This window comes from Arthrobacter sp. P2b (genome assembly GCF_900168295.1).
Lineage (GTDB): Bacteria > Actinomycetota > Actinomycetes > Actinomycetales > Micrococcaceae > Arthrobacter.
Map to the genome: position 1 here is coordinate 417598 of NZ_FVZL01000001.1, position 26791 is coordinate 444388.

Below are 26791 nucleotides of genomic sequence, written 5' to 3' on the forward strand. Positions count from 1 at the left end.
GGAACTTGCTCAGCGTAGGTCCACGCCGCGAGCGCCGTCAAGGGTTATCCGGCCCTGGTGTAGTTGCGGGGAGGCAGCGGCTTCCGGAGGTCAGCGGCCGGCCGGCGGAGCCGTGCTCTCCCGGACCATCAGCCGCGTGGAAAGTTCCACCCGCGGGCTCTCCACGCCTTCGCCCTGCAGCATCCGAAGTACCGTGCGGGCGGCAAGTTTGCCCATCTCGGCCAGCGGCTGCCGGACTGTGGTGAGCGGAGGTGAGGCCCACTGGGCCTCGGGAAGATCATCGAAGCCCACAACGCTGATGTCCTCGGGCACCCGGAGGCCCTTCTTGCGGACCGCTTCGTAGACGCCAAGGGCCATCTGGTCGCTGGCTGCGAAGACGGCGGACGGCGGCTCGGCCAACTCGAGCAGGCGGCAACCGGCACGAAAGCCGGACTGGTAGTCGAAGTCCCCCTCGATAACGAGTTCGGGATCGAAGGAAATGCCCGCCGCGTCCAGGCCTGCCCGGTAGCCGTCCAGCCGGGCCCTGCTGCACCATAACCCCGGCGTTCCGGCCACAAAGCCGATGCGGCGGTGGCCGATTCCGGTCAGGTGCTCGGTAGCACCCACTGCTCCGGTCCAGTTAGTGGCGCCAATCGTGGGCACATCCAGGTCCGGAACACCGGCCGGGTCCACCACGACTGCCGGCACGTGGAGGCGCTGCAGTTCGGCGCGGAGGAAGGAATCGAGGTCGGTGGTGACCAGGATGGCCCCGTCACTTGCCCTGGCACTGACGTTGTCCAGCCACTGCCGGGTGGACGCGGGGCTGCTCTGGCGATGAATGGCGGAGACCACGGTGGAGGCACCGGCTTCGTTGGCGGCTTCCTCCACCCCGCGGATGATCTCCACTGCCCACGGGCTGTCCAGGTCATTGAACACGAGGTCGATAAGGCCGGACCGTACTTCCGGGCGCGCGCCCCGGCGTTGATACCCGTAGTCCCGGAGCAGCGTTTCCACTCGTTCCCGGGTTTGCGGGGCGACGTCGCTGCGGCCGTTGAGCACCCTGGAGACAGTGGGCACCGATACTCCCGCTTCGGCGGCGATGGCCGAAATTGTGACTGCCCGGCGGGGACTCTCCTGCACGCATTCCTCCTGGTCCGCTGCAAGTATAGGCCCTCGCCCGGCTGGGCGGTTTCAAAAGTTTTGCCGAAACCCTTGACGCGCTCTCCGGAATATTCCTAATCTACAACGACTGACTTCCGGAAATTTCCGGAAGTCAGTCGCCATCGGCCCTCCGGGACCGATCGATTCAGCACCTCAAAGGAGAGCATTTAATGAAGGTTGCCCAACTAGTCGCCGCCGCCGTGCTGGCGTCGACGTTTGTCCTCCCTACGGCACTGCCCGCGATGGCCGGCCAAAACGACCAGCCGAAGCCCCCAGGACTTGCCAAGCAGGACACCCTGCGCTGGGCCGCACCCAACGACGTCCGGATCGGCACCGCGGTTGCCGGCGGCGGCCATCATGACACCATGCCCTACGCCAACCCGTTCACTTCCGACGCGCAATACCGGGAAGTCCTGGCTGCCGAGTTCAGCTCCGTATCCCCCGAAAACCAGGCGAAGTGGGAGTTCATCCACCCCCAGCGGGACCAGTACCGCTTTGCTGAGATGGACGCCATCGTCGAGTTCGCCCAGCAGCACGGACAGGTGGTCCGCGGCCACACCCTGTTCTGGCACAGCCAGAACCCCGCCTGGCTGGAGCAAGGCAAATTCAGCAAGGAGGAGCTCCGTTCCATCCTGAAGGACCACATCACCACCGTGGTGGGACGCTACGCCGGAAAGATCCAGCAGTGGGATGTTGCCAACGAGATCTTCAAGGATGACGGCACCCTGCGCACCACCGATAACATCTGGATCCGCGAACTGGGTCCGGATATCATCGCTGACGCGTTCCGCTGGGCGCACGAAGCAGATCCGAAAGCCAAGCTCTTCTTCAACGACTACGGCGTTGAAAGCATCAATCCCAAGAGCACGGCCTACGTCAGCCTCATTTCGAAGCTCCTGAAAGAGGGCGTGAAGGTGGACGGCTTTGCTGTGCAGGGCCACCTGAGCACCCGCTATGGCTTCCCCGGCGACCTCCAGGCGAACCTTCAGCGTTTCGAAGACCTTGGCTTGGAAACCGCCGTCACGGAGATCGACGTCCGCATGGACGTTCCGGCCGGGACCAAGCCGACCACCGAACAGCTGGCCAAGCAGGCCAGCTACTACCAGCGTGCGTTGGAAGCCTGCCTGAACATTGAGGGATGCAAGTCCTTCACCATCTGGGGATTCAACGACAAGTACTCCTGGGTGCCTGTCTTCTTCAGCGGCGAGGGCGAGGCAACGGTGATGTGGGAGGACTACACCCGCAAGCCCTCGTACTACGCGCTGCAGTCCACCCTGGCCGCAGCAACCCCGGGCGGAGAGCAGCGCCTGGCCCACCACCCGGCCTACCAGCAGTAGCCACTGCCGCAGTAAATCCTGGCGAAAGCGGCAATTGCCGGCAAAGCGGCCCGGAACCGAAGGGTTCCGGGCCGCTTTGTGCTCCAGCTACTGCCCAGTGCCGGCTGTCCTGATCCGCCGACAGGTTTGATCCGCTAACCCTCCAGGGCGTGGATCGTGAACGCGAGCGTGTGCGACTGGCCGGGTTCCAGGACAACAAGGTCCTGGCCGGAGTTAAAAGCATCGGGCGAGCAGGTCATTGGTTCAACCGCCAGCCCCTTGCGGCCGCGCAGTTCTCCTGAATAGAGCTGCAGCCAGGGTGCCTGGTCCCCCGTTGATTGCAGCACCGCCGCAAGCTGCAGGGCAGGGTTGCGGAGGATGACGTCCCACTCCCCCTCAGGGAGGTTGGTGAAGGCATGGTCCAGCGACTGCGAGGCAATCCTGCGGGCGTCCGAGAAGTCAAAGTCCGTGCCCTTGGTATCAACAAGGTCCGTAGGCTGCAGCTTGTCGTCCGTCAGGAGCACCTTGCCTGCCCGGAAACTCAACTCGCAGGTGGAGATGTCCCCGCCGCCCACCGTGAGGTAGGGATGGGAGCCGCAGCCGTAAGGGACTGGTGCCGGGCCGCAGTTGAGGGCACTGAGCTCGATTCGCAGCCCCGTGGCCGCGTCCAGCGCGTAGGTTGCCGAGAGCGCAAGCGGAAAGGGGTACCCGGGCTCGCCGTGCAGCAGGTGCGCCAGGGTCGCTTCGGCCTGCGAGCGCTGCTCCACCCGCCATTCGCTCCACAGCGCAAGCCCGTGCAGCGCGCTCCCGGTGGCCGCCTCGTTGACCGGCAGCTCATAACGCTGCCCACCGAAGGAGTACGCACCGCCGTTCACCCGGTTCGGCCAGGGCATGAGCGTCTTGCCTGCGAAGGCGGGGGGCAGTTCGTCGGCAGGATAGGGCAGGACCAGGTCCTGGCCGCGGAAAGCCAGGCTGTGCAGCCCGGCCCCCACAGTGGTGACAACTGCCGTGTAGTCCCCCGCCTCAAGCGTAATGAGCTCACCGTTGGCGTTGACGATGGATGACATGCGGTTCCTTTCGGGAGGCGGGGCCAGGATCAGATCCGGCCTGGAGGTGCAGTGCTTTGGCGGACAACGAGTGACGTCGCGAGATCCAGGCGCAGGTTGTTGGGCCGCTCGCCCTCCCGCAGGCGCAGAACCATCCGGGCAGCCTCTTCGGCCATCTCGATCAGGGGCTGGTGCACGGTGGTGAGGGCCGGGCTGGACCAGCGTGCCACCTGAAGGTCGTCGTATCCCACGATGGACAGGTCCCCGGGAACGGACAGGCCCAGTTGGCGGGCGGCATCGAGCACGCCGAGGGCCTGCAGGTCACTGCCCGCGAAGATGGCGGTGGGCCTTTCCTCGAGGGCCAGCAGCTCCAGGGCATGGGCGCGTCCGCCGTCCACGTGGAAGTCGCCGTACCTGATCAAGGAGCGGTCGATGGGAATACCGGCTGTATTCAGGGCTGAGCTGTAGCCGTCGATCCGCGCCAGGGAGCACATCATGTCCTCCGGGCCGGAGATGGCGGCTATTCGTGTGTGGCCGAGTTCGATGAGGTGGCGGGTCGCCATCATGCCTCCGGCCCAGTTGGCGGAGCCAACGGAGGGAACACCGGGGGCGGGGTCACCCGCGGGATCAATGATGGCAAAGGGAATGGAGCGGGCCTCCAGCTGCTGCCGGTATTCCAGGGGCAGGTCGGAGAAAACAAGGACAACCCCGGCGGGCTGCCGCGCCATCACGCCCTCCACCCAGCCTGCGCCCGGCGCATGCCTGGTGCCGCTTTCGGTGAGGATGACGCTCATGCCGTTCGCCTTGGCGACATTTTCGACGCCGCGGATAATCTCCAGCGCCCAGGCGCTTTCGAGTTCCGGGAAGACCAGCTCCAGGAGCGCCGACTTGGTCGATGCCTTTCGCCGTTTGTACCCATGCTCCTCCAGGAGCTCCTCAACTTTCGTCCTGGTTTTGCGGGAAACGTCGGCGCGGCCGTTGAGGACCTTCGAAATTGTCGACAGCGAAACGCCCGCCTCCTCCGCCAGCTGGGCGAGAGTAACGCGCACGTCGGAAGAAGAAGCAGGGCTCGTCATGAGAAACAGCATAGCGATACTTTCGGTTTTTGTACCGCAAATTTGCGAACCTCTTGCGCCGGTGAATGGCCGCGCCTAGACTGTGATCCATCAAACAACTTTCGGTCCTAGTATCGAAACTTTCGAGAGGCGTTCAAAGATGAACCACCACGGTTGGGTGGCCCGCACGATTGCCGGCAGCGCGGCTCTGGCCCTTGGCCTGACAATGGCCGGGTGCTCAGGAGGGTCCGGCGCAGCAAGCCGGCCCGAAAATGAAATTCACGTCGCCATGTACGGCGATGCGGGGAACACCGTCGAACAGAAAATGATCGACACCTTCAATGCAACATCCGACGTCAAGGTTGTCCTGGACAAGATCCCGGGCGCGGAGTACCAGTCCAAGCTCCAGACCATCATCGACACGCCCACGGCTCCGGACATCTTCTTCAACTGGGGCGGGGGCAGCATCAAGAACTTCGTGGATGCCGACCTCCTGCTCCCCCTTGACGACTTCATCAAGGAGGACCCGCAGCTGAAGGACGCCTTCCTGCCGTCCGTGTTCGAGACTGCCGTCATCGATGACAAGGCATACGGGATCCCCATGCGGGGCACCCAGCCCGTCATGCTGTTCAACAACTCCAAGGTCCTCGCCGACGCAGGCATTTCCAATCCTCCCGCGACGTGGGATGAACTCCTTGAAGACGTCAAGATCCTCAAGGACAAGGGCATCACCCCCATCGCCCTGGGTGGTGCGGACAAGTGGCCCACCCTGATGTGGGTGGAGTACGTCTACGACCGCGTTGCAGGCGAAGGACTGTTCAAGAAGGCCTTGGAGGGGGACACCAGCGTCTGGGAATCGGAAGAGAGCCGCAAGGCCCTGGGCATGCTCCGCGAACTGGTCGACGCCGGTGCGTTCGGCACCAATTTCGATTCCGTGAAGTTCACCGACGGCGGCTCTCCCGCCCTCCTCGCCAGCGGCAAGGCAGGCTTTGAGCTGATGGGCTCATGGGAATACGCCACCCAGCAGAGCAGCGACCCGCAGTTCGCCGCCGAGGTCCTGGGCTACAGCGAGTTCCCCAAGGTTGAAGGGGGCCTCGGCGACGAGGACAACTTGGTGGGCAACACCAACAACTTCTACTCGATCCACAAAAACACGCGCTACCCGGAAGCCGCCCGCGACTTCCTGAAGCTCATGTACTCCGATCAGTTCGTGCAGGAGCAGGTGGGCATCGGAAACCTGCCCACCACCACGAACACCGAGAAGTTCCTCGACAAGGCAGCAGATCCGGAATACGCCAAGTACCAGTTCAACCTGGTCAAGGAAGCCCCGTCCTTCCAGCTCTCCTGGGACCAGGCGTACCCGCCGGAAGCAACTGTCACCATCCACACCGCCGTCGCCCAGTTCTTCAGCGGACAGATCGACGAAGACGGCTTCATCAAGGCCATGCAGAGCCTCTAGGAAACAACAATGACGACGACGCTTGCACAACGCAGGCGCCCGGCACATCCGGGCGGCCCCGCCAAGGGCCGCCCGGCAGGCCGGGGCGGCTCCAACGTGGGCCGCCCCGGCTTTGTCTGGGCCCTTCCTGCCAGCATATTCTTTGCCCTTTTCGCACTTGTCCCGCTCCTCGCGGTGGCCGTGCTCTCCTTCACCACCTGGAGCGGCCTTGGCGACCCGAAGTTCGTCGGGCTCAAGAACTGGGAAGCCCTCTTCGCAGACCCGGTCATGCTCCAGAGCCTCTGGCTCAGCCTGCTGTTCATTGTGCTCGGCATCGTCACGCAGACTCCGCTCAGCATCCTGCTCGGCGTCTGGGCAGCCGGCAACCAGAAGAACCGCGCCATCCTGAGCGCTGTCTACTTCGTGCCGCTGCTGCTCTCCTCGGCCGCCATCTCCGTGCTGTGGCGGGCACTTCTTGACCCCAACTTCGGCATTCCGGGCCAGATGTCCTGGCTGTTCGGGGACGGCAACATCCTTGGCACGCAGACCGGTGCCATCGCGGTGCTGATCTTCGTGGGCATGTGGCAGTTCACGCCCTTCCACACGTTGATCTACCAAGGCGCCGCCCGGCAGATCCCGCCCGTCCTGTACCAGGCCGCGTCAATCGACGGCGCCGGCACCGTCCGGCAGTTCTTCAGCATCACCCTGCCGCAGCTGAAGAACAGCATCATCACGTCAGTGATCCTGATGGTGGTCGGCGGCCTGACCACTTTTGAAACCGTCCTCATCCTGACCAACGGCGGACCGGGCACCGGTACCACCATCACCGCTTTCCACATGTACCAGGAAGCGTTCCGGCGGTTCGATTTCGGCACCGGCAGTGCCATCGCGCTGGTCCTCGTCGTCATCTCGACGGCCATCTCCTTCGCCGTGGTCCGCCTGTCCGGGTACGACAAGATGCGCAGTTCGCTGGAGGGGCTCTAAATGAAAACACGCCCGAATTACCTCGCCGGCATCGGAGCCTTCATTTGGCTCGCCATCGTGGCTGTTCCGCTCTACGTCATGCTGTCCGCCACGTTCCAGACCCGTGCCGAGTTCGGCGACAACGGGCCGCTGTCCCTGCCGACCAGCTTTACGCTGCAGAACTACGTGGATGCCGTCACCAGCGGCTTTGGCCGGTACTTCCTGAACACCATCATCGTTACCGTCGGAGTCGTGGGCCTGGTCCTGCTCCTGGTGCCGCCATTGAGCTACGCGATCGTGCGGAGCCAGAGCCGCGCCGCCTCGGCCATCTTCCGCCTGTTCCTGCTGGGCCTCGCGATCCCCGCCCAGGCCGTCATTGTCCCCGTGTTCTACCTCATCAACACTGTGGGCCTTTACGACAACCTGCTGGGCGTCATCCTCCCCACCGCGGCCTTCGCCCTGCCCATCTGCACCATCATCCTCAGCGGAACCATGCGGGACATCACCCCCGAGCTGTACGAGGCCATGGCCATGGACGGCGCTACCCCGGCCAAGTCCTTCCTGCGCCTGGTGCTGCCGCTGTCCAAGGGCGGCCTGTCCACCATCGCCGTGTTCTCGGCCCTCCAGGCCTGGAACGGCTTCCTCTTCCCGCTGATCCTGACCCAGTCCGAGTCCACCCGTGTGGTCACGCTGGGCCTGTTCAACTTCCAGACCCAGTTCGGCATCAACATTCCCGGGCTCCTGGCCGCCGTGACACTGTCCATGGTGCCGGTACTTCTTGTCTACCTCTTCGCGCGCCGCGCACTTGTCCAGGGCCTGATGGGCGCTGGCGGAAAGTAATCATGACCGAAACCGCAACTCACAACGCGCCTTGGCGCGACACCGACGCCACACCGCAGGAACGTGCCGAAAGCCTCATCGCAGCCATGACCCTTCGGGAGAAGACGGCCCAGCTCTTCGGGGTCTGGGTGGGCGCCTCCACTGAAGGGGGCGAAGTGGCCCCGCACCAGAACGAGATGAACCCTCCCGTCGACCTGGACGAAATCCTGCCGAACGGCCTCGGACAACTCACCAGGCCTTTCGGAACCGCACCCGTGGACCCTGCGCTGGGCGCCTTGTCCCTCCAGCGGACCCAGCAGCGCATCGCCGCGGCCAACCGCTTCGGCATCCCCGCCCTGGTCCACGAAGAATGCCTCGCCGGCTTCGCCACCTGGCAGGCCACCGCCTACCCGGTGCCACTTGCCTGGGGAGCCACCTTTAACGCAGACCTCATCCGCACGATGGGTGCCGCGATCGGCGCCGACATGCGCTCCGTAGGTGTGCACCAGGGCCTTGCCCCCGTCCTTGACGTCGTGCGCGACGCCCGCTGGGGCCGGGTGGAGGAAACCATCGGCGAGGACCCCTACCTCATCGGGACGCTGGCCACCGCCTACATCCAGGGCCTGGAAAGCAGCGGCATCATCGCCACCCTGAAGCACTTCGTGGGCTACTCGGCGTCCAAGGCCGGCCGGAACCTGGCACCTGTGTCCGTCGGCGCGCGTGAGCAGGCCGACGTCCTGCTGCCGCCGTTCGAGATGGCCATCCGGGAATCGGGCGTCCGCTCGGTCATGCATGCCTACACGGACATGGACAGCGTCCCCACCGCCGCCGATGCTTCCCTGCTCACTGGGCTCCTCCGCGACACCTGGGGATTCAGCGGCACGGTTGTGGCCGACTACTTCGGTGTTGCTTTCCTCAAGGAACTGCATGGCATCGCAGGGTCCCTCGGTGAAGCTGCAGCCGCGGCACTGTCCGCGGGAGTCGACGTCGAACTTCCCACCGTGCACGCCTTCGGCGAGCACCTTATCGCCGAAATTGAAGCGGGCCGCCTGCCCGTCGGCATGGTGGACCGGGCCCTGCGCCGCGTCCTGGTGCAGAAGATCGAGCTGGGCCTGCTGGATGAGGACTGGTCGTCCGTTCCGCCTGCCCTGGAGAACGCCAACCTGCAGGATGCCGCCCGCCTCGAAGGCAGCATCACGCTGGACACCGAGGCCAACCGGAAGCTAGCAGCCAGGATTGCCGAGGAATCGATCATCCTCGCCAGCAACAACGGCATCCTGCCGCTGCGCACGCCCGGCCGCATCGCCGTCGTGGGGCCCAACGCCGACAACACGCAGGCGTTCCTGGGCTGCTACTCCTTCCCCGCGCACGTCGGCGGACAGCACCCGGACGTTCCGGTCGGCATCGAACTGCCCACCGTGGCCCAGGCCCTCCGGTCCGAGTTCCCTGACAGCGCCATCTCCGTCACCGCCGGCTGCTCCATCGACGGCGACTCCACGGAAGGATTCGACGAAGCCGTTGCTGCCGCCTCCGGCGCCGACGTCGTCATCGCCGTCCTGGGCGACCGCGCCGGACTTTTCGGCCGCGGAACAAGCGGCGAAGGCTGCGACGTGGAATCCCTGGTGCTCCCGGGAGTCCAGCAGCAACTGCTGGACCGCCTGATCAAAACCGGCGTGCCGGTAGTGGTGGTGCTCCTCACCGGCCGCCCCTACGCTGTGGGCTCCGCCGTCGAGAACGCCGCAGCGATCGTGCAGGCGTTCTTCCCCGGAGAGGAAGGGGGCCCTGCTGTTGCAAAAATCCTCAGCGGCCGCGTCAATCCCAGCGGCCGGCTGCCCGTCAGCATTCCGGCCCGGCCGGGGGCGCAACCCTCGACCTATCTGGCGTCCCGGCTGGCCCGCGCCAGCAGCGTCTCCAACATTGATCCCGCCGCGGCCTACCCGTTCGGCCACGGCCTGAGCTACACCACCTTTGAGTGGAGCGGCCTGACTGTTGACGGCGCCGCCGCTGTACCGGTGGACGGCGAGGCCAAGGCCAGCATCACGGTCACCAACACGGGTGACAGGGCAGGAACGGAACTGGTCCAGCTGTACCTGCACGATCCGGTGGCATCGGTTGTCCGCCCGGAGCAGTGGCTCGTGGGATATGCCCGCGTCCCCCTGGAACCGGGAGCCTCGGCCCGCGTTGCCTTCACGGTCCCCGCCGACGTCGCATCCTTTACCGGCCGCGACGGACGGCGCATCGTGGAGCCCGGTGACCTGGAACTTGGCTTCGGCGCCTCAAGCGGGGAGATCCGCCTGCAGGCAACGGTCACCCTCACCGGTGCGCCCCGGACGGTGGACCATACCCGCCGGCTGCACTGCGGAGTCACGGTTACACCCTCCGCCTGACGGCAAGGTGGCCGGGGCGCCCTTCCGGTGCCCCGGCCACCCGCAGCCCTGCTCCCCCGATCACCCTGGCACAACCGGACAAGGCTGAAAGGACATGCCATGACCACCGACCATTGCGTGACAATCTCCGCAACCACCAGCTCCGAGGCCGACGAGAAGCTCAATTCCTCCGTACGGCAGCTCCTGGACCTCGCCAAGGAAAACCCGACGAGGGGTATCCTCGTGACCGAGCGGGGTGCCGGTGAGTTCACGGTGGAACTGAGCGACCACGTCCCTTACGGGCAGACGTGGGAATCCGTGCAGCTGCTGGACTCCGCCAACTGAAACGCTCAAGACATGCGGCGACCATCAGTCTTTCCAAAAATAGTTAGGTTTGCCGCGTGACGGACACCGCCCGATCCCCTGCCCCACATCCCAGGCCTCCCCGTACCGTCAAGTACGTCCTGATGCTCGGCGCCCTGGCCGCCCTCCCGGCCGTGACCACCGACATGTACCTGCCGTCCCTGCCCGCCGTGGTGGCCGATCTTGACACCACCCAGGCAGCGGCCCAGCTCACGCTGTCCGGAATGCTGCTGGGCGGCGGAATAGGCCAACTGGTCATGGGCCCGTTCTCGGACCGGTTTGGACGGCGCCTGCCGCTGGTCATCGGCATCTCTCTGCATGTGGTGATCTCCATGCTGTGCTCCATCACGCCGAACATCGAAACGCTCGTGGGACTGCGCGTGCTCCAGGGCTTCTTCAACGCCGCCGCAGCGGTGGTGGCCATTGCCGTCATCCGTGACCGATTCGTGGGCGCCGCCGCCGCGCGGCTGCTGTCCCGCCTAATGCTGGTGATCGGCGTCGCGCCCCTCTTTGCCCCGACCATAGGCCAGGCAATCGCCGGAATCTCACACTGGCGTGCCGTCTTTTACGCCCTGGCACTCATCGGCGTGGTCCTGGTGGCCATCGTCTGGAAGTTCATGCCCGAAACCCTGCCGGAGGACAGACGCAGCCCCGGCAGCCCGCGGCACGTTGCCAGCGCCTACTGGTCGCTCCTGCGGGACAAGCACTTTATGGCGCTGGCCGTCATCCCGGGGCTGGGACTGGGACTGATCATGAGCTACGTGGTGGGGTCGCCCTTCGTCTTCCAGGACGAGTATGGCTTCACCGGGCAGCAGTTCGCCCTGGCCTTCGCGTTGAATGGTGCCGCGCTGGTGCTCTCCGCCCAGCTCAATGCCGCACTGGTCCGCAAAGTCCCGCCTGTCCGCCTGCTGCGCACGGCAGTCATTGTCCAGCTGGGCCTGGCCCTGCTGCTGCTCGCGGCGGTGTCCACAGGCACCGGCGGCGCTTTTGGCCTGATGGCTGGCCTCTGGCTTGTCCTCGGGGTGCAGGGAATGATTCCAGCCAATGCCTCGGTATTGGCCCTGCACAACTATGGACACATGGCCGGGACCGCGGCGGCCGTCATCGGAGCCCTCCAGTCCGGCGTGGCGGGACTTGTCAGTCCCTTGGTGGGACTCCTGGGCGGAAATGCGCTGTCGATGGTGGGAGTCATGATCGGGACCTGTGTCCTGACCGTGATTGTGCTTGCCGCCGGGACCCCCGCCTACCGGAAGGGCGGCTGGCCCGACCACGCGGCCCGCACCGGCAACGAACGCGTCGCTGCCGGTGATTAGTACCTCTTCTACTGCGCCGTTTTCCTACTGCACCGTTTTCCTACTGCACTGTCTTTCTTACTGCACTGTTGCCGTCAGCCGGGCCACGTTGTCCACGTACCGCGCCGCCAGCGGACGGTTGAGCCAGTCCGCCAGCCGTAGTTCATGGGAAATGTCCCGGTAGGTGTCCTCCACCGCGCGCATCTTGGCCACGATGTCGTCACCCAGCAGCATCACGGACACCTCAAGGTTGAGCGAGAACGAGCGCATGTCCATGTTGCTGGAGCCCAGCACCGCCACTTCGTCGTCGATGGTGAAGTGCTTGGCGTGCAGTACAAACGGTGCCTTGTAGAGGAAGATGCGCACGCCCGCCTCCAGCAGCGCCTCGTAGTAGGAGCGCTGGGCGTGGTGGACCAGGAACTGGTCGCCTTTCTCGGAAACAAACAGTTCCACGTCGACGCCGCGCTGGGCGGCCGTGGTGATGGCGTAGAGCAGCGAATCGTCAGGCACGAAGTAAGGGCTGCAGATGGAGATGCGGTGCTGGGCCGAGTAGATCAGGGTATTGAACAGCCGCAGGTTGTTTTCGGTAATGAAGCCGGGGCCGCTGGGGACCACCTGCGCCGTGACCTCCCCCGGGTGGGGATTCGCCGGGAGCTGCAGCTGGTGCTCCAGGGACTCGTCCGTTTCGCTGAGCCAGTCGGTGGCGAAAACAACGTTCAGGGTGGTGACGATGGGGCCGCGCAGGCACGCCATCAGCTCCACCCACTCACGGCCGGCCTTGCGGTGCCGGGGGTTGTTGTAGGAGGGCTCGATGAGGTTTTGCGAGCCCGTGAAGGCGATCTCGCCGTCGATCACCATGATCTTGCGGTGGTTCCGGAGATCGGGCCGGCGCCACTGGCCATGGATGGGCATGAGCGGCAGCATCCGCTTCCACTGGATCTTGCCGGCCTTGAGGCGCTTGAGGAGGTTCCTGTAGCCCTGGACCCGGAGGGTGCCGATGTGGTCGAAAAGCACACGCACTTCCACCCCGCGCTCGGCCGCTTCCTCCAAAGCGGTGAGCAGGTCATTGGTGATGTGGTCCGTGCTCATGATGTAGAACTCGGCGTTGACGAACTTCTTGGCCTTCCGCACTGCCTCCGTCATGGCCAGGATGGAGTCCGGGTAGCCGGGAATTAGGTCCACCGCATTGCCGTCCACCATGGGCAGGGAGCCCAGCCTGCGGTTCAGCTCGGCCGCAGACTTCACCCATTCAGGGCCGGGGTAGACGCTTTCGACGTCGGCGAGGGAGGAAATGCCAGCGCGCACCCGGTCATTGACCTGCTGCTGCTGCTCCCGGCGGCGGCTGGACAGCTTGAAATTGCCGAAGAGCAGGAACAGGACGATGCCCACAAAGGGCACGAAAAAGATGCCAAGCAGCCACGCCATGGCGGTGGTGGGGCGCCGGTTTCCCGGAATGATTCCCAGGGCAAGCACCCTGATCGCCAGATCGGCGACGGCAAGCAGCACCACTACCCACATCGGCGCCGAGCCGGCAAGCGAAAATGGCCACAACACGAGAAAACCCCCGGAACATGGGCTCCCGGCGGGCGGTTTCCGGCCGGGGCACTCCGCCCAGCTTATCCGCGCGGCGCCGCACTAAGCTGGAGCCATGACCTCTCCAGCTTCCGTGGTTCTCGTTTTCCTCGACCCCGCTTTCCCCGACGGCCGGCTCGCCGACGCGTCCAAGCCGCAGCTGATGGTCACGGACCAGGGCGCCACACGGGGTGACGGTATCTTCGAAACCATGCTGGCCGTGGGTGGGACGGTCCGCAAGCTGCAGGCACACCTTGACCGGCTTGGCGGTTCCGCCGAGGCGATGGACCTCAGGATCCCGGACCAGGACGCATGGCGGCGTGCCATCGCGACCGGCCTCGCCGAGCACCGGTCCCAGCACCCGGCGGCCTCTGCCTCCGAGGATGAGCTGGTGGTCAAGCTGGTGGTAACCCGGGGCGTCGAAGGTGCCCCCAACCCCACCGCCTGGGTGCAGGTGTCACCCGTAGGGGCGGCGGGGCGCCGGCAGCGCGAAACGGGCATCGATGTCATCCTCCTTGACCGCGGCTACGACAGCGACGCCGCCGAACGTGCCCCCTGGCTTCTCCTCGGTGCCAAAACCCTCTCCTACGCCGTGAACATGGCGGCTCTGCGCCACGCCCATAAGCAGGGCGCCGACGACGTCATTTTCTTCTCCTCCGATGGTCGGGTCCTGGAAGGCCCCACGTCCACCGTGCTGCTGGCCCATGTGGAAAAGTCCGACGACGGGGCTTCCGTTAAGCGCCTCATCACGCCCCAGTTGGACAGCGGCATCCTGGCCGGGACATCCCAGGGCGCCCTGTTCACCGCCGCCAAGGCAGCCGGCTGGGAGCTGGGTTACGGCCCGCTGGAACCCCAAGACCTCCTCGACGCTGACGCCGTCTGGCTGATCTCGAGCATCCGCATGCTTGCCCCCGTGAACCGGATAGACGGCAAGGAGATCGGCACGCCTTCGCTCCAGAAGGAGCTGACCGCGGAGCTGAACGAATTGTTCGCCGGTATTCAATAACGATTTCCAGGGCCGTAGGGTGTGGTCATGACTACTCACGAGCAGCCCACCGGGAACCTGACCTTTGATGAGTGCTGGGACTTGCTGGACAGTGACACCCTTGGCCGCCTGGCCGTTGTGGTGGACGGCCACCCCGAGATCTTCCCGGTCAACTACGTAGTCCACCGCCGGAGCATCGTCTTCCGCACCTCCGGAGTCACCAAGCTCTGGAACGCGAAGGAGGAACGGCCCGCTGCCCTCGAAATCGACGGTTACGACCCCCACACCGAAGAGGCCTGGAGCGTGGTGGCCCGCGGCGGCACCGGGGTCATTGAGGACCAGGCTGACAGGGACGCCGTGGACATCCTGGGGCTGGAGCCATGGCAGCCGGGCGAGAAGGTCCACTACATCCGCCTGTCAGCACGCGCGCTCACCGGCCGGCGTTTCAAGGTCACCCGGCCGGATGTCTGGAACACGCGCGTTCAGGACCGGAGACGGGCCTCGTTCGAGTAGGTGCGCAGGTGGGCAACGCCACTGGCCGGGCAGCTAAGCCGGGGAATGCGCAGGCTGCAGCGAGAGCTGGGATTCCAGCCCGGACAGCAGGATAGTGAGCCCCTGGTCGAGTTCGGCCGAGCCGTCGTACTCCGCGAGTGCCGGCGCCAGCGCGCGGAGCAGGGGGAATTCCTTGGCGGGCAACCGATGGAGTCCCAGCCGCAGCAGTACCTCGTTCTCCTCCGGGTCCACCACGAATTCCTGCAGCTCGTTCAGGATGTGCCCATACAGGAAGCCGTAGTAAGCGCGGTAGACGTGCAACGCGTCGGCCGGCGAAAATCCTGCCCCCACCAGCAACGCGAGGATCTGTTCGAGCGGACGCAGGGTGCCGAGCGGCCGGAGGCCCAGCGGCGTGGACAGCGGCCGGGTCACCAGCAGCGGCACCACGTTCGGGTGCTGCAGCGCCAGCAGCCGAAGATTGTGGGCAATCTGCCGGAGCTGGGCTTTCCAGTCCGGGTCTTCTTCGTGGACAGGGAGTTCGTTGAGTACCAGTTCGGAGACTCCGTCCAGCAGTGCGGCGCGGTTCTCGGCGTAGCGGTAAAGGCTCATGGGGTCCCGGCCAAGTTCCTGGCCGAGGCGGCGCATGGTCAGCGCGTCCAGGCCTTCGGCGTCCACGAGTTCCAGGGCCGTGGCCAACACCAGTTCCCGGCTCAGCCTGGCCTTGCGGTCGGCGGCCGGAGCGCTTTTGGGGGAAGCCATTGTTTCCATCCTGGGAGGGGCGGTGCAGGGTCCAGCGGTAATTCCAGACGCTTGCTGTATTTGTAGTCTACGAGTAAAGTCTACATTGTAGATGCAGCGTTTACGCCGCATCCGGACCTCATTTCTTTCGGGGCCCACCTCACACTCCATTGCCCCGTGCACGGCAGTTGAGGCTTGCTGCTGTAGCCGAACGGCGGCGCCACGCACTTAGCGAAGGGACGCCGTCATGGCTAATTCGCAGTTCGACCTTTTCCTCCATGAAGCCACCTACATCGACCAATCCTCCGACTCAACCCTGGACCAGGACCGCCTTTACGGCCTCTACACCAGCTGGTGCTTCATCAACCAGCAGGCCCCCGGTCCGGAGTCAAAGTTCTGGGCGGCCATGAAAAACAGGATCACGCCGGGGCACAACGGCCTGCGCATGAAGGGCCCCGCCGCTGCGGACTACATCATGACCAGCTACCCCGGACTCGTCTAAGAGCCCACACAAAAGGGCGTGAACCGCCGGCACCTGGCCGGCGATTCACGCCCTTTCAGTTTGTTAGGGCCCACCTACGTGGGAATGATCCGAAAGAGGAACCTGGTCCGGACCATGACCCACAAGAGTCCCAGTACCGCGGCGTAAGCGGCAGTGTTAAGCAGCACGTTTTCCTGCTGCAGGGCCGGGATATTGGCCACGACGGCGATAAGCACCACGTGCATGATGAACACATAGAGGGTGGCGCGGCCCAGCGGAATCAGGAACCAGCCGAGCGCGCGCTGCACGGGTTTCCAGTACGCCGTGAGGAAGGCGTAGGCCGCCACCACCAGGACCAGGACGTTGAGCAGCCGTCCCGGTGCAAGGTACGTCCGGGCGAACAGCAGGTCATAGAGCGACCGGTACAGGGTGTCCGGGATGATGCCGAGGCGGGTGTCAAAGCCGTTGGCCAGGTAGGGGTTGCCCCAGGAGAGGAACGCAAACAGCAGTGCGACGGCGGTGCACGCGGCCACCACCCAGAGCCTCGCCGAGAGCCAGGCAACGATGCTGCGCCGGTGGTACCCCGCCACCAGTCCGATCACGAACAGCACCTGCCACACGAGCAGCGGGAACGAGTCCTCGAACTGCGACGGCAGGAGCCGGAAGCGGGTCAGCGAGCCTACGGCGTAAACCGCCAGGGCAGCGGCCAGCACCCAAACGGCTTTGCCGCGGTTGAGCGCCGCGAGGATCAGCGGGCTGACCAAAAGCAGCACCACGTAAAGTCCCATCACGTTGAACTGCCACGGGCCAAACTGCAGCAGCAGGATGGCAGGGAGCACCTGCGGCGGCACCGGGAACTGGAACAGTGACTCCATTCCCGCGTAGAGGTCATAGGTGCGCCCGGCGCCGTCGTGCCCCGCGCCGCCGGTTCCCTGGTCCACGAAGGTGGTCAGGGCGTCGGTCCGGAAGATCGGCAGCAGCGAGGCCAGGAAGACGCCGATGAGGACTATCAGCGCGGTCAGGTACAGCTTGCCCGCCCTCCGCGAGGTGAGGTCCACCACCGTTCCGAAGTCGTCCTTGGCCCTGGGCCCGTACACCATGCCCACCACCAGGCCGGAGAACAGGACGAACAACTCGGCGCCCGAGACGAACCCCACCGCTTCCTGCGTGAGCAACTGGAACAGCGAGGTCATGCCCAGGTGGTTGACCACCACAAAAACAATGGCCAGGCCGCGCAGCATGTCCACCCGGGAATCCCTGCTGGACGGGTCTGAATATCCCCACGCCGTTGCGGCATTGACCCGGCGGGGAATCTGCCACAGGGCAACCAGGAGGATGAGGAGCGCTGCCCCCACTGTCCAGGCAGCCGCCCCGGTGAGGGTGTTGGCCCGCACGAACGCACTGCCGGAGCTGACCTCGGTGACGGGGCCGGTGACAATGGGGGACGCTTCCAGCATGTCCAGGGCGGCCTTGGCGATGCCCGGGTTTCCGGTGAGCAGCCAGTCGATGCTTGCCACTCCGGTATCCCGGGTACTGGTGCGCTCATCCCACACCACCGCCCCTGTCATGCGGAACCCGGCATCAGTGGCCGTCCCCACCACCTGGTCCCACCAGCTCGTTTTGATGTCCGCTTCCGGGGCTCCACCGGAAGCCGGGCTGTAAAACGCGGCGGTCTGCAGGAGGAACGGCTTGTCGCGCCCCTCCGAATAGGTGGCGTAGAAGTTTTCCCCGCCGGAGGCCGTCAGCATCTCCTGCAGCTCCCCCGCGCGGGGGACGGTATTGACCGCCGCACCGCCGGCTGTGTCGTCGTGATAGGCCGTCAGGCCCACCCAATCCACCGCACCGTCCCCGGGATAGTAGGGGGCATAGGCTGAGTCTCCGCCGTCCCACTGGCCGTCACCGTTGGTGTCAAGCAGCGCGAACCCTTCACTTCCCTGCGCAGGCGCGTTCCGGTTCCGGCCGAACGGATAGTCCGTGCCCAGGTACGGTTCCCAGACCATCACCGTGCCGCCGTCAGCCTCCCGGAACGCCGCCGTCACGGCCTGGAACGCTGCGCGGTAGGCAGCGGGCTGCTGTCCCCACTCAACCCAGCTTGCGTTCATGTCCGGGGCAAACCGGATCAGCAGCTGGCCCTTGAAGGTGGAAGCAAGCTCCCGCACGTCGCCGGCGAAGGCTTTCGCGGCCGCGCCGTCAATCTGATCCAGCGGCACCGTCGGTTTCACCGTGAGCATCGCGTGGGCGCCCTGCAGCGAGGACTGCTCCAGGAAGCCCTCAATGTCGTCCTGCTCGGATGGACGGTAGGGAAAAGTGATGTCATGGCCAAAAACGGCCGGTGACGCACCCAAACGGCCCGCAAAATCGGCGGCGGTATCCTCGCCCCATTCAAGGACTGCGCCCAGCAGCGGCTTCCCCTCTTCCGGAAAGCTCCGTGCGGCCTGCGCGGGCCCGGCGGGGAGCACTACGGCGATGAGGGCCATCAGCACCACGGCGAGGAATGCCAGGGTTTTCCGGTGGAGGGACACGGTGGATGACCCGGCGCGGACTCGAGGCACGGCTGTACGCATGCTGATGGGACCCCCACTGCTGGTGACCTGGTGACGGGGCGATTGCCCCACGTGAACTCTATCCGGACGCAGGCCTGGCGGACGGTAAGGAACGCCCGCCCACCTGCGGCGATACCGCCGTCGGACGTTCCCTCGCTGAGGTGCGCAGCGTCGCCCACCACGGGCCGGACCGTTCAGTTACGGAACATGACGACGGCGGCGGTGCGGCTCCGCGTGCCAGATGTTACGTTTTTGGGGAGTAATGAGTACCGGCGGCAAGCCCTGACTGGCCGGTCGGCAACCCTCCCTTTCGCGGCGGGGTGCCTCAGGTGAATACTCGGCATATCGACCGATTCGAGCTGCAAGCGTGAGAGAAGGAGATCCGTCGTGTCTGACGCACCTGCCCCTGAAGAAAAGCTGTCCTACCGCCTTATCAGTGGCCCGGACGACCGCGCATTCTGCGAGCGGATCTCAACCGCGCTGGCCGAGGGCTATGTCCTGCACGGCAGCCCGGCAGCAACGTTCAACGGCAGCAGCGTCATCGTTGCCCAGGCCCTGGTCCTGCCGGCGGCCATCGCTTCGGCTGATGCCGCCGTCGCCACCGCCGTTGACAACCTGGAGTCAGGCACCGAGGACCTCGAGTTCGACGGCGAGGGCCACGCATGAGCTACGCAGGAGACCTGACGCCTGAGGAAGCCTGGGCCAAGCTGGAGCAGGGCGCCATCCTGGTGGACGTGCGCACCGAGGGCGAATGGGCCCACATCGGCATTCCGGACACCAAGGCCACTGACAATGATCCCCTGTTCATCCAGTGGACGTTCCCGGGCGGCATTCCCAACCCCGATTTCATCAAAGACCTGAGCCAGCAGGCGCCGGAGGACAACGGGACCGAGCTGCTGTTCATCTGCCGCTCCGGCCAGCGCTCCATCTCCGCGGCCATCGCCGCCACCCAGGCCGGTTTCACCTCGTACAACGTCCTGGAGGGCTTCGAGGGTGAGCCGGACCGCTACGGCGAACGCACCGTCAACGGCTGGAAGAACCGCGGCCTGCCGACCAACCTGGGAAAGAACTAAGTGACCTTCAATAACGACGCCGCCGGCTGGCGCCCTGACACCCAGGCCGTCCGCGGCGGGCTGGACCGCACCAACTTCCAGGAAACCAGCGAGGCCGTGTTCCTGAATTCGGGCTTCGTCTACGAATCCGCTGCCGCCGCCGAGCGGGCATTCACGGGTGAGGACGAGCGCTTCGTCTACTCCCGGTACGGCAACCCCTCGGTGGCCACATTCCAGGAGCGGCTCCGCCTGCTCGAGGGCACCGAGGCGTGCTTTGCGACGGCGTCGGGCATGTCCGCCGTCTTTACCGCCCTCGGCGCGTTGCTGGCTGCCGGCGACCGCGTTGTTGCCGCCCGTTCGCTGTTCGGGTCCTGCTTCGTGATTTTGAACGAAATCCTGCCCCGCTGGGGCGTGGAGACGGTCTTCGTGGACGGGCCGGACCTGGAGCAGTGGCGTGAGGCCCTGTCCCAGCCCACCACCGCCGTCTTCTTCGAATCGCCGTCCAACCCGATGCAGGAGATCGTGGACATCGCCGCGGTCAGCGAACTCGCGCACGCCGCGGGTGCCACCGTCGTCGTCGACAATGTCTTTGCCACTCCCCTGCTGCAGCGCTGCGGCCAGCTGGGAGCCGACGTTATCGTCTACTCCGGCACCAAACACATTGACGGCCAGGGCAGGGTTCTGGGCGGCGCCATCCTGGGCACCAAGGAATTCATCGACGGACCTGTCAAGCAGCTGATGCGCCACACCGGCCCGTCGCTGTCGGCGTTCAACGCGTGGGTCCTCACCAAGGGCCTGGAGACCATGTCCCTGCGCGTCAACCACTCTTCCGCAACCGCCCTGCGCCTCGCCGAGTGGCTGGAGCAGCAGCCCGCCGTGAGCTGGGTGAAGTACCCGCTCCTGAAGTCCCACCCGCAGTACGAGCTTGCGGCCAAGCAGATGCGCGCCGGCGGTACGGTGCTCACTTTGGAGCTTGCTCCGTCCGGCGGCCGGTCGGGCAAGGAAGCCGCCTTTGCGCTGCTGGACGGGCTGCGCATCATCGACATCTCCAACAACCTTGGCGATTCCAAGTCCCTGATTACGCACCCTGCAACCACCACGCACCGCGCCATGGGGCCGGAAGGCCGTGCCGCCATCGGCCTGAGCGACGGCGTGGTGCGGCTGTCCGTGGGGCTTGAGGACGCCGACGACCTGATCCGGGACCTGGAACAGGCCCTCAAACAGATCTAGTTCTGTGGAGCATTGTCCGGCTGGAAGTCCAGCCGGACTTCCACGGTGTCCCCGGCGCCGATCCCGGCTTTGTCCCTGACGGTCTTCTTGACCGGCAGGAGATAGGTGCCGCGTTTGGTGTCGGGGAACAGCGAGGTCTGCCAGGACTGGCCTCCGATGTCGGCTGTCACCTTCACCGCTCCGAAGGCCCTGCTGCTGGCAGCGGTCCGCTCCTTGATGTCATCCGCCACGTCCGCAGGCAGGGTGACGAAATGCCAGCCCGCTTCGCCGGGATTGAGCCATACCTCGGCGTGGAATTCGTACGACGGCGTCACGCGCCTGAGTATGCCACGTCGCTTTGGCGGTGCGCTACGACCGGCGGCCCTGCCAGCTAACGGCCAGACACCGGTTACCCTGACCACCGGGCTGGATGGGCTGCCCCATGCTTTGTCAGACCCCCCTGTCATAGTTTTCCTATGGCGGGCAGGGCGGCATTGGAAGCGTTGGAGGTCCTTGAGGCGTCCCTTGCTGAGCTGGGGGCTGTGCTGCGTGGGACCGGTGAGGGTTTTGATCCGTTGCGGGAGCAGGCTGATCGGAGCCTGGACGGGCTCGCTGGGGTCGCCCGGCTTGAGGCCGGGACAGCTGCGTTGAAGGTGCATCTGGCCGCAGGGTATGCAGAAGCTGCCAAGGCTGTGGCGTCACGGGCCATGGTGCCATCCGGGGCGATGGCGCAGGAAGCGTCGATGGTCGCCGAAGTCGCCGGTGTGCTAACCATTGGTGCGCGGGCTGCCGGTGTGCTGCTGAACGAGTCGCAGGTGCTGGCCAATGTTTTGCCGTTGACCTTGGCGGGGTTGCAGGACGGTAGCCTGTCGTGGGCGCACGCGAAGGCCATGGTGGAGGAAACCGCCACCCTGGATCCGGCCGGGGCCGCCGCGTTGGAAGCGCATTTCCTGGGCCCGGACGCACCTATTCCGGCTACCGCGCCGGCGCCGGGGGAGTTGGTGCCGCACCGGTTCCGGCACAAGGCCCGCACCTGGCGCGAACGCCACCACCTCGAATCCCTTGAAAAGCGCCACGCTAGGAGTGTCGCGGAGCGGCGGGTCGAACACCGTCCTGACCAGGACGGGATGGCCTGGTTCCACGCCTACCTGCCGGCGGACACCGCCTCGGCGATGTGGAACCGCACCACCGCCCTTGCCCGGGGACTGCAGGGCCCGGACGAGTTCCGCACCCTGCCCCAGCTCTGCGCCGACATCTTCGCCGCCGCCGTCCTCAGCAACGGACAGAACGGGCGCAACGGGCAGACCGTGCAGGATTCCGGCGGTACGGTGGCGGAGGTCCGCGCTCCGCACGCGGAGGTTCTGGTTACGGTGCCCGTGTTCTCGCTCATGGGGCTGACGGATGAACCGGCGATGCTCGACGGCCACGGACCGATCCCGGCGTCGATGGCGCGGAAGCTGGTCGCGGACGGTGCCGGCTCGTTTTACCGGGTGCTGGTGGACCCGCGGGACGGGGCGCCGCTGGAAATCGGGCGCACCAGCTACCGGGTCACCAAAGCGATCCGGCGGTGGCTGCGGATGAGGGACGGGAAATGCCCGTTCCCTGGTTGCAGCAACAACTCGTTGGACAACGAAGCAGACCATTTGTTGGCGTGGCATCACGGTGGGACCACCGGAATATCCAACCTGGGTCAGCCCTGCCGCAAACACCACCGCCTCAGGCACACCAGCGGCTGGACACCCACCCCGGCCACCAAACACGAACCACCCGGCTGGATCTCACCCTCAGGCCGTCGCTATAAGAGCGAACACCAGGACTGGGAACCACCACAATGGCCGGAAGGGTTCTGGCCCGAAGGGTTCTCGCCCGAAGGGTTCTCGCCCGAAGGGTTCTGGCCCGAAGGGTTCTGGCCCGAAGGGTTCTGGCCCGAAGAGTTCTGGCCAGAAGGGGGCGACGACCTGCAGGGTGGCATGCCTCAGCCGCGGGTTCCGCAGGACTTGCCGGTCAAAGATCTTCCCCCGCTCGGGGATCTGATGTATCCGGCACCTCCACCAGAGGAACCATCCGGCGACAACTTCCTGGACATCGACGAACTGCCACCCGACGATCCACTGTGGGAGGAGTTCTACACCATGCCCCTTGTCCTGCCGGAGGACCCGCTCCGGGTTTTGATGTACCCGGCACCTCCACTGGAGGAACCACCTGGCGACAACCTCCTGGACATCGACGAACTGCCACCCGACGATCCACTGTGGGAGGAGTTCTACACCATGCCCGTTGTCCTGCCTGAGGACCCCTGCAGAGACTGGGAACTCCTACCCTCCTGGGCGCCTGTGCCTGTGCCGGCAGGCCACAGGACCGTTGACCCAATATCGAGCAAGGAGTAGCTTCGGCCGCATCTGGCCGATACCAGTGCTTCTTTCCACGGCCAGGGCGGGAGTCAAAGGAGTCGGGTTGTGAGCCAGCTGAAACCGTACCGCCGGGCAGGAGCCGTTATCACCGCTGCGAGCGTGTGCTGGGGGCTGGGAATCGCCATGGTTGGCAATGTCCACGCCATCCATGACCCTGCCGTCAGGCTGTCTACCCTGGAACGCCACCGCGGCCTCTGGATTCTGGGCCAGTTCCTGGCCGCTGCCGGCACCGCCGCGGCCCCCGTGGGCTTCGCCAGGTTTGCCCAACAGCTCGGGCGGGCCCAACAGCACCAGTCCGGCCCGGTGAAGGACTCCGGAGCCGGACCCGGACCAGCGCAAAAGCTGGCCACTGCGTCGGCCGCTGCATTCCTGGCGGGCAGTCCCATGTTCGTCGTGACCCTCGCCGGACGGGCCGCTGACACTGAACGTTTCGCTTACCGGCGCGGCCCGGCCTGGCCATTCCTCAGCTATGCGGGCCTGCAGACCTTCGGCATTGGCGCGCTGGGCGGAGCCCTCCTGCTTTCACCGCTCAAAGGGCCCACGGCCACAGGCGCAGCCGCGAGTGCCCCGCTTTTCGCCGCCATTCTCCTGCGCTACAAAGACCTCCCGCCTTTTGTTTTCTACGCCGTGGAACTCGCCGCAGGAATCAGGCTGATGCGCTATGCAGCGGGACCGGAAACTGCTTCCCCTAGGATTGCCGCACCCGCAACAGCTCCGGAACCGCATCAGCCTCCGGTAAATCCGCGGCTCCGCTCATAGTGATGTTCACGGCGTGCCTGACCACTGCGCCGAAACCCAGGTCTTCAGGCGGTGGTCCTGCCAGGACCTTGTCCCGCACGCGGCGCTGTTCGGCTGCCCCGGTCCCCCGGGCGATGATGTCTTCCACGCTTTGCCGCACCAGGCCGAGCTCTCCTTGTTCGTCCAGAACCGGAGCGAGGTAGTCCACCAGGGAGCGCACCACATCGGCCGCACGCTTTGGCCGGAAGTTCCCGAAGTCCAGGAGGTCACCGCTGAGCCCGGCGCTGCTCGCCTGCCACGACGCCATCCGAAGAAGCACCGTAGGTACGGGGGCCGGCTCGACGCCGGCATGCCACTCCCTGCTGGCCGACTCGACAAGTGCACGCACAAGCAGGGCGATGAGGGCAGCATCCTCGGCACGAAGGCAGACGTCGGCCACCCGGACTTCCACGGTCGGGTGATTCCGTGAGAGCCGGGCGTCGAAGTACAGCATCCCTTCATCCAGCATCACGCCGCTGTCCAGCAGCCGCGTGACCACCCTGCGGTAGGCCGGATAGGTTCCGTAGATACCTGCAGGACCGGCCGTGGGCCACCGGTTCCACGCCTGCGTGCGGTAGCTTTCAAAGCCCGTTTGAAGGCCGTTCCAGAACGGCGAGTTGGCACTCAGCGCCGTCAGCACGGCGAGTTTGTCGCGGATGCGGTCCAGCACCGCAACACCCTCCTCAGGCGACTCCACGTAGGTGTGGACGTGGAAGCCGCAGGTCAGCTGCTCCTGGGCAGTGAGTCCAAAGCGCTCCAGCATCCTGGCATAGCGCGGATCCGGGGTGGTGTGGGTGGTCGAAGCCAAGGGCGAGGTTGCCAAGGCTGCCACCCGCGCCTTGTTCTTCCGGGCGGCCTGGTCAGCCAGTGCCCGTCCCGCCCGGATCTGGTCAAGCAAGGTGCCGTAGTCCAGGCACGGCCTGGTTTGGGTCTCGATCTGCTCAAGCTTAAGCTCGGCACTCAGGCCCATCTCGTCGTCGTCGTAGACGGTCGTGTCCTCGGTCTCGAGGGCGTGCGGATCCCGCGGGGAATCATCGGCTGCCATGCGCCGCCCGGACAGCAGCGCGTCGGCCAGGGCAAGCGGTTCCCCGGTCTCCGGATCAACAATCAGGAGTTCTTCCTCCACGCCGAAAGTACGCATACTCACATTCTGCGGCAGTCACGGGATGTTTAGCGGGACCGGGCCCTTCATGACGAACCGTGAAAGGTCAGTCCTGGAAGTACTCGATTTTGGCACCGATAGTGTTCAGCCGCTCTGCCAGGTCCTCGTAGCCACGCTCGATCACGTAGATGTTCCGCAGTTCGGAGACGCCGCGCGCGGCCAGCATCGCCAGCAGCAGGCAGGCGGCAGGCCGCAGCGCCGGCGGGCAGCCCACTTCCGCTGCACGCCACCGCGTGGGTCCGTTGACGTAGATCCGGTGTGGATCCAGCAGCTGCACCTGCGCCCCCAGCCGGTTGAGCTCGGTGAGGTAGATGGCCCGGTTTTCGTAGACCCAGTCGTGGATCATGGTCTGGCCGCTGGCGTTCGCTGCAATGACGGCGAAGAAGGGCAGGTTATCGATGTTGAGGCCGGGGAACGGCATGGGATGGATCTTGTCCTCGGGTGCCCGAAGCTCCGACGGTTTGGTGGTGACGTCCACCAGCCGCGTGCGGCCGTTGCGTGCCATGTATTCGCCGGAAATCTCCAGCTGCTGGCCCATCTGGCCAAGCGTTGCCAATTCGATCTCCATGAACTCGATGGGGACGCGGCGGACCGTGACCTCGGAGTTGGTGACGATGCCGGCGGTGATGAGGCTCATAGCCTCGATGGGGTCCTCGGACGGGAAGTATTCAATCTCCGCGTCGATCTGCGGGCGCCCGGTGATCTTCAAGGTGGTGGTGCCCACGCCCTCGATGGTCACCCCCAGCATCTCCAGGTAGAAGCAGAGATCCTGGACCATGTAGTTGGGGCTGGCGTTGCGGATGACGGTGGTGCCCTCGCGGTGGGCGGCCGCCATGATGGCGTTCTCGGTGACGGTATCCCCGCGCTCGGTCAGGACGAAGGAACGGTCCTGCCTGTCTGCGGACGGCGCCTGCACCGTGTAGAAGCCGGCGGTGGCTTCCACCGAAAGTCCGAACTGGCGCAGTGCCTGCATATGCGGCTCAACCGTACGCGTGCCGAGGTCGCAGCCTCCGGCGTAGGGAAGCCGGTACTCCTCCGACTCATCCAGCAGCGGACCCAGCAGCATGATCACGCTGCGCGTCCGGCGGGCGGCGTCAACGTCCATGGCTTCCAGGTTCAAAACGGCCGGGCGGCGGAGCCGGAGGTCCGTGTCGTTAAGCCAGGTGCACTCCACGCCGATGCTGCTCAGCACCTCGACAATCCTGTTGACTTCCTCGATCCGCGCCAGGCGGCGGAGCACTGTTGTTCCCCTGTTGATCAGGCTTGCGCAGAGCAGGGCGACGCCGGCGTTCTTGCTGCTGTTCACGTCCACCGCGCCCGACAGGGTCCGTCCGCCCTCCACCCGAAGGTGCGTCATCTGCGGTTTGCCGACGTTGACTATGCTCCGGGCGAAGATGACTTCCAGGCGCTGGATCATTTTCAGGCTCAGGTTCTGCTTCCCCTGCTCCATCCGTGCCACCGCACTCTGGCTGGTTCCGAGTTCGGCGGCCAACTGGCCCTGGGTCCAGCCCTTCTCGTTGCGGGCGTCCCGCAGCATGGCGGCAACGTGTTCAGCGGTTTCCTGAGTCATG

24 protein-coding genes and 1 riboswitch are annotated in these 26791 nt (G+C 65.5%); of the genes, 15 read left to right on the top strand and 9 right to left on the bottom strand.

The genetic code is table 11. The features are described 5' to 3' along the window. Positions 1-90: 90 nt before the first annotated feature. Positions 91-1119, bottom strand: coding sequence for a LacI family DNA-binding transcriptional regulator (locus tag B5520_RS01885; RefSeq protein WP_079595360.1), 1029 nt, complete (start codon positions 1117-1119; stop codon positions 91-93). A gap of 191 nt (positions 1120-1310) precedes the next feature. Here B5520_RS01885 and B5520_RS01890 point away from each other — a divergent pair, with 191 nt between their 5' ends. Continuing rightward, a complete protein-coding gene (locus B5520_RS01890; RefSeq protein WP_079595361.1) occupies positions 1311-2477 on the top strand; it encodes an endo-1,4-beta-xylanase in 1167 nt (388 codons plus the stop codon). Between the two features lie 134 nt (positions 2478-2611). Here the strand turns inward: B5520_RS01890 and B5520_RS01895 are convergent, their stop codons facing one another. Together B5520_RS01895 and B5520_RS01900 are read right to left on the bottom strand one after the other, a co-directional pair. Beyond that, positions 2612-3523: an aldose-1-epimerase gene (locus tag B5520_RS01895; RefSeq protein ID WP_079595362.1), complete on the bottom strand. Its 912-nt coding sequence runs from the start codon at positions 3521-3523 to the stop codon at positions 2612-2614. A 29-nt stretch (positions 3524-3552) separates the two neighbouring features. Continuing rightward, complete coding sequence (locus B5520_RS01900; RefSeq protein WP_104443427.1) at positions 3553-4578, bottom strand: LacI family DNA-binding transcriptional regulator; 1026 nt, start codon at positions 4576-4578, stop codon at positions 3553-3555. Positions 4579-4717: 139 nt separating this feature from the next. Between B5520_RS01900 and B5520_RS01905 the strand changes: the two genes are divergently transcribed. The 6 genes from B5520_RS01905 to B5520_RS01930 all read left to right on the top strand — a co-directional run bounded on the left by B5520_RS01905 (position 4718) and on the right by B5520_RS01930 (position 11819). Beyond that, on the top strand, positions 4718-6016 hold the full coding sequence (locus B5520_RS01905; protein ID WP_079595364.1) for an extracellular solute-binding protein: 1299 nt from the start codon (positions 4718-4720) through the stop codon (positions 6014-6016). 9 nt (positions 6017-6025) lie between these two features. Beyond that, positions 6026-6979, top strand: a complete 954-nt coding sequence (locus tag B5520_RS01910) for a carbohydrate ABC transporter permease (RefSeq protein ID WP_079595365.1) — start codon at positions 6026-6028, stop codon at positions 6977-6979. Further along, complete coding sequence (locus B5520_RS01915; protein WP_079595366.1) at positions 6980-7798, top strand: carbohydrate ABC transporter permease; 819 nt, start codon at positions 6980-6982, stop codon at positions 7796-7798. A gap of 2 nt (positions 7799-7800) precedes the next feature. Further along, positions 7801-10164, top strand: a complete 2364-nt coding sequence (locus B5520_RS01920) for a beta-xylosidase/alpha-l-arabinosidase (RefSeq protein ID WP_079595367.1) — start codon at positions 7801-7803, stop codon at positions 10162-10164. 99 nt (positions 10165-10263) lie between these two features. Next, the gene (locus B5520_RS01925) at positions 10264-10488 is read left to right on the top strand and encodes a hypothetical protein (RefSeq protein WP_079595368.1); all 225 of its coding nucleotides are present in this window, start codon (positions 10264-10266) and stop codon (positions 10486-10488) included. A 56-nt stretch (positions 10489-10544) separates the two neighbouring features. Next, on the top strand, positions 10545-11819 hold the full coding sequence (locus B5520_RS01930) for a multidrug effflux MFS transporter (RefSeq protein ID WP_079595369.1): 1275 nt from the start codon (positions 10545-10547) through the stop codon (positions 11817-11819). A 57-nt stretch (positions 11820-11876) separates the two neighbouring features. Here B5520_RS01930 and cls read toward each other — a convergent pair whose 3' ends face one another. Beyond that, on the bottom strand, positions 11877-13316 hold the full coding sequence (cls, locus tag B5520_RS01935) for a cardiolipin synthase (RefSeq protein ID WP_079595370.1): 1440 nt from the start codon (positions 13314-13316) through the stop codon (positions 11877-11879). 130 nt (positions 13317-13446) lie between these two features. Between cls and B5520_RS01940 the strand changes: the two genes are divergently transcribed. Then, the gene (locus B5520_RS01940) at positions 13447-14376 is read left to right on the top strand and encodes an aminodeoxychorismate lyase (RefSeq protein ID WP_079595371.1); all 930 of its coding nucleotides are present in this window, start codon (positions 13447-13449) and stop codon (positions 14374-14376) included. Positions 14377-14403: 27 nt separating this feature from the next. Further along, positions 14404-14868: a pyridoxamine 5'-phosphate oxidase family protein gene (locus tag B5520_RS01945; RefSeq protein WP_079595372.1), complete on the top strand. Its 465-nt coding sequence runs from the start codon at positions 14404-14406 to the stop codon at positions 14866-14868. Between the two features lie 33 nt (positions 14869-14901). Here the strand turns inward: B5520_RS01945 and B5520_RS01950 are convergent, their stop codons facing one another. Then, positions 14902-15606 (bottom strand): TetR/AcrR family transcriptional regulator C-terminal domain-containing protein, encoded by a 705-nt coding sequence (locus tag B5520_RS01950; RefSeq protein ID WP_079595373.1) that lies wholly within the window; start codon positions 15604-15606, stop codon positions 14902-14904. Between the two features lie 226 nt (positions 15607-15832). Here B5520_RS01950 and B5520_RS01955 point away from each other — a divergent pair, with 226 nt between their 5' ends. Next, positions 15833-16087, top strand: a complete 255-nt coding sequence (locus B5520_RS01955) for a hypothetical protein (RefSeq protein WP_079595374.1) — start codon at positions 15833-15835, stop codon at positions 16085-16087. A gap of 74 nt (positions 16088-16161) precedes the next feature. Here B5520_RS01955 and opgC read toward each other — a convergent pair whose 3' ends face one another. Beyond that, positions 16162-18543, bottom strand: coding sequence for an OpgC domain-containing protein (gene opgC, locus B5520_RS01960; RefSeq protein WP_254865465.1), 2382 nt, complete (start codon positions 18541-18543; stop codon positions 16162-16164). 324 nt (positions 18544-18867) lie between these two features. Then, positions 18868-18983: riboswitch (SAM riboswitch) on the top strand. Between the two features lie 13 nt (positions 18984-18996). Between opgC and B5520_RS01965 the strand changes: the two genes are divergently transcribed. Genes B5520_RS01965 through B5520_RS01975 form a run of 3 tightly spaced genes read left to right on the top strand, consistent with a single transcriptional unit; the run spans position 18997 to position 20891 of the window. Further along, positions 18997-19275: a DUF1737 domain-containing protein gene (locus B5520_RS01965; protein ID WP_079595376.1), complete on the top strand. Its 279-nt coding sequence runs from the start codon at positions 18997-18999 to the stop codon at positions 19273-19275. Then, a complete protein-coding gene (locus B5520_RS01970; RefSeq protein WP_079595377.1) occupies positions 19272-19682 on the top strand; it encodes a rhodanese-like domain-containing protein in 411 nt (136 codons plus the stop codon). Before B5520_RS01965 ends, B5520_RS01970 begins: the two co-directional genes overlap by 4 nt. Next, entirely contained in the window at positions 19683-20891 is a 1209-nt protein-coding gene (locus B5520_RS01975) for an O-succinylhomoserine sulfhydrylase (protein ID WP_079595378.1), read from the top strand. Here the strand turns inward: B5520_RS01975 and B5520_RS01980 are convergent. Beyond that, positions 20888-21205: a DUF1905 domain-containing protein gene (locus B5520_RS01980; RefSeq protein WP_254865440.1), complete on the bottom strand. Its 318-nt coding sequence runs from the start codon at positions 21203-21205 to the stop codon at positions 20888-20890. The two genes, B5520_RS01975 and B5520_RS01980, sit on opposite strands and share 4 nt — an antisense overlap. Positions 21206-21346: 141 nt before the next feature. Between B5520_RS01980 and B5520_RS01985 the strand changes: the two genes are divergently transcribed. Continuing rightward, a complete protein-coding gene (locus B5520_RS01985; RefSeq protein WP_079595380.1) occupies positions 21347-23257 on the top strand; it encodes an HNH endonuclease signature motif containing protein in 1911 nt (636 codons plus the stop codon). Positions 23258-23326: 69 nt separating this feature from the next. Next, on the top strand, positions 23327-24040 hold the full coding sequence (locus B5520_RS01990; protein WP_176156725.1) for a hypothetical protein: 714 nt from the start codon (positions 23327-23329) through the stop codon (positions 24038-24040). On the opposite strand, the gene B5520_RS01995 is transcribed toward B5520_RS01990, so the two are convergent. Together B5520_RS01995 and B5520_RS02000 are read right to left on the bottom strand one after the other, a co-directional pair. After that, the gene (locus B5520_RS01995) at positions 23970-25199 is read right to left on the bottom strand and encodes a glutamate--cysteine ligase 2 (RefSeq protein WP_079595381.1); all 1230 of its coding nucleotides are present in this window, start codon (positions 25197-25199) and stop codon (positions 23970-23972) included. The genes B5520_RS01990 and B5520_RS01995 overlap by 71 nt on opposite strands. A 67-nt stretch (positions 25200-25266) precedes the next feature. Then, the gene (locus tag B5520_RS02000) at positions 25267-26790 is read right to left on the bottom strand and encodes a UDP-N-acetylglucosamine 1-carboxyvinyltransferase (RefSeq protein WP_079595382.1); all 1524 of its coding nucleotides are present in this window, start codon (positions 26788-26790) and stop codon (positions 25267-25269) included. Position 26791 lies beyond the last annotated feature (1 nt).